Here is a 3,278-nt window from a genome sequence, read left to right on the forward strand (position 1 = left end):
AGCAGCTCTTGCCGGCCGCTGACGGGTTGTGGATCAAGTTGTTCACGTACAGTCAGGTCAGCCAGCGACTGCAGGCTGTGCTCACCGCCCTGAATCGCTTTACCCAGGCTATCACTCCAGCCGGCATAGCGTTTGGCCACAGCACTGCTGAGAAAGTCTTTTTCTATCAGCGCGGCGGCGCGTTTTAATGCCATCGCCAGATGGTCCATACCACCGATATGACCATGGAACAGGTCGTAGCGGTCGAGACTCTGGCGGCGCAGCTTGGTATCGAAGTTAAAGCCACCGGTTGAGAAACCGCCGGATTTGAGAATTTCGTACATCACCAGGCTTAACTCTTCGACATTGTTCGGGAACTGATCGGTATCCCAGCCGTTTTGCGCATCGCCACGGTTAGCGTCGATACTGCCGAAAATGCCGAGCGAAATCGCCGTAGCGATTTCATGGTGGAACGAATGCCCGGCCAGCGTGGCGTGGTTGGCTTCAATGTTTACGCGGAATTCTTTTTCCAGGCCAAATTGTTTTAAGAAACCATACACCGTAGCAGAGTCGTAATCGTACTGATGCTTGGTTGGCTCTTGTGGTTTAGGCTCGATAAGTAAGGTGCCTTTAAAACCGATCTTATGTTTATGCTCTACCACCATTTGCATAAAGCGGCCCAGCTGGGCACGCTCCTGGCGTAAGTCGGTATTGAGCAGGGTTTCATAGCCTTCACGGCCACCCCAAAGTACATAGTTGTCGCCGCCCAGACGCTTGGTGGCGTTCATGGCATGAAATACCTGAGTTGCGCCATAGCTGAATACCTGTGGGTCCGGGTTAGACGCAGCACCTGCAGCATAACGCGGGTTACTGAACAGGTTAGCGGTACCCCACAGCAGTTTTACGCCACTGTCAGCCTGTTTTTGTTCCAACACATCAACCATCGCCGAGAAGTTATTAACGTACTCTTTAATGTTGCTGCCTTCAGGGGCAACGTCGGTATCGTGAAAACAGTAATACGGAATACCCAGTTTTTGGAAAAACTCGAACGCAACATCGGCTTTGTGTTTGGCTTGCTGCATCGCATCGCCAGATGCCAGCCAGGGGCGGTTGAACGTTGGCATGCCAAATACGTCCTGGCCGTTCCAGCAGAAGTTATGCCAGTAACAGGCCGCCATGCGTAAATGCTCGGCCATGGTTTTACCGAGGATTTTTTCACTGGCGTTGTAATGTTTGAACGCCAGTGGGTTAGTGCTGTCGGCACCTTCATAGGCGATTTTGTCTATCTTGTCGAAATACTGAGCCACGCTGCTCTCCTTGGTTTTGCACTAAATGCTATGGTTCTAATGTTGGGCATAGCGGCGGCATGACACAATTATGTTTTTTCAGAGCCAAGTTGTGCTTTTCACCAGTTATCAGAATAGGTCGGCCAAGCGCTGATAAAGTGCGATAAAGCGCTGGTAACGTGGCGCCAGCGCCGCATAACGCTCAGCCGAAGGCTGATGCTGACTGACCAGTGGCGGTTGCGGGCAGATATCATCCAGCGTTGCCTGCGGATTAATTGCCAGCACAGCCAGCCTGGCAGCACCCAGCGCTGGCCCGACTTCACCACTTTCACGAAAGCTCAGCGGCCGCTGCAGTACATCGGCCAGTAGCTGCCGCCAGTAAGGGCTGCGGGCACCACCACCGATTAGGTTAATCTCTGTTGGCTGTAAGCCGCTGTCATGAAGAGCTGCCGCGCCTTGCGCTAAGGCAAAGCTGACACCTTCGAGCACGGAATAGGTCAGCGCCGCCCTTGTTGTACTGTGGCTTAAACCAAACCAGACGCCTTTGGCATCGGGGTTGTTGTGTGGGGTGCGTTCGCCGGATAAATACGGCAGAAACAGCGGAGCCTGCGTAGCATCCACATTGGCTTGCTGCAGCTCATCTAGCAGCGCCGCGACTGGCGTGTTGGCGACATTGTCAGCATACCATTGCAACGAGCTGGCAGCGCTTAGCATCACCGACATCAGATGCCAGCTGCCAGGCAGTGCATGGCAAAAACTGTGTACCGCCGATTGCGGGTTAGCTTTAAAGCCGTCGCTGACAGCAAAGTACACACCAGATGTGCCCAACGACAACATGGCCTGCCCTGGTTTCACAATACCGGCACCGACCGCGCCGGCGGCATTGTCGCCGCCACCGGCCACCAGTGGCACCTGCTGCATACCCCAGCGCTGCGCCAGTTCCGGCAGCAGGCTGCCGGTGATCTGATTACCTTCATGTAACACCGGCATATGGCTGCGGTTTAAACCACAGGCGGCCAGGAGTTCATCGCTCCAGTCGCGTTTTGCCATATCAAGCCACAGCGTACCGGCAGAATCTGACATATCGGAGGCAAAATCGCCTGTCAGGCAAAAACGCAGATAGTCTTTTGGCAGCAGCACTTTGGCCACGCGGCTGAACTGTTCTGGTTCATGCTGGCGCAGCCAGAGCAATTTTGGTGCAGTAAAACCGGGCATCGCCAGGTTACCGGTCAGTTGTGTTAATGCCGGCACCTGTTGCTGTAATTGCTGGCACTGCGCGAACGAGCGGCCATCGTTCCACAGAATGGCCGGCCGGATCAGCTGATTATCAGCATCGAGCAAGGTAGCACCATGCATTTGCCCGGCCAGCCCTATGGCCTTTACACCGGCTAAACTTTGCCGCGCTGCCAGTTGCTGCATGCAGCTTTGCAGTGCCTGCCACCAGTGATCCGGTGCCTGTTCCGACCACAGAGGCTGAGGCCGGCTGACTTCAAGCTCAGCGCTGGCGCTGTCGATTACTGCAGCGTTATCACCCAGCAAAATGGCTTTAATGCCTGATGTTCCCAAGTCTATACCGATGTACATGCATCACCCTTTTCTGACATTGACGGCTATCAGGCAATCTTTGTTGAGCAACCTGGCAGCAGCAATTACGAAAATTCGTAATGGGTTGCAAAATTATCATTTTTCGTTTGCCAGAGTTAACTACTGGTCTAATATTGAACACGCCTGCCCTATTTTGGTACAGGCGAAAAATAATAATAAAGCTTGATATAACAATAATGAGCAACAAACTTAGCAACAGGACGGGGATATGTTTAAAGCTAAACACAGCATTACGTTGTTGTTTAATGCTAATAAAGTGTATGACAGACAAGTAATAGAGGGCATAGGCCATTATCTGCAATCTTCCAAAGTAGACTGGGACCTGTATCTGGAGGAAGACTTTTCCTGCCGCCTGGAGCATATTCATGAATGGGGTGGCGATGGCATTATCGCCGACTTTGATGATAT

The 3,278-nt window shown here is 52.8% G+C and carries 2 protein-coding genes and 1 pseudogene; 1 reads left to right on the top strand and 2 read right to left on the bottom strand.

Annotated elements, in window-relative coordinates:
* Positions 1-1,286, bottom strand: a 1,286-nt coding sequence (xylA, locus tag VIN66_RS10580) for a xylose isomerase (protein ID WP_331923960.1), incomplete at its 3' end; no start/stop codon positions are given.
* Positions 1,287-1,394: 108 nt separating this feature from the next.
* A complete protein-coding gene (xylB, locus tag VIN66_RS10585) occupies positions 1,395-2,849 on the bottom strand; it encodes a xylulokinase (RefSeq protein WP_331923961.1) in 1,455 nt (484 codons plus the stop codon).
* 229 nt (positions 2,850-3,078) lie between these two features.
* On the opposite strand from xylB, the pseudogene VIN66_RS10590 reads away from it, so the two are divergent.
* Positions 3,079-3,278, top strand: a pseudogene (locus VIN66_RS10590) (hypothetical protein); the annotation flags it as partial.

It is taken from the genome of Rheinheimera sp. (genome assembly GCF_036568245.1).
GTDB lineage: Bacteria > Pseudomonadota > Gammaproteobacteria > Enterobacterales > Alteromonadaceae > Alishewanella.

Bases quoted from the DNA above. Each gene is read 5' to 3' on its own strand.
- xylB (WP_331923961.1), bottom strand. From the start codon at position 2,849: ATGTACATCGGTATAGACTTGGGAACATCAGGCATTAAAGCCATTTTG.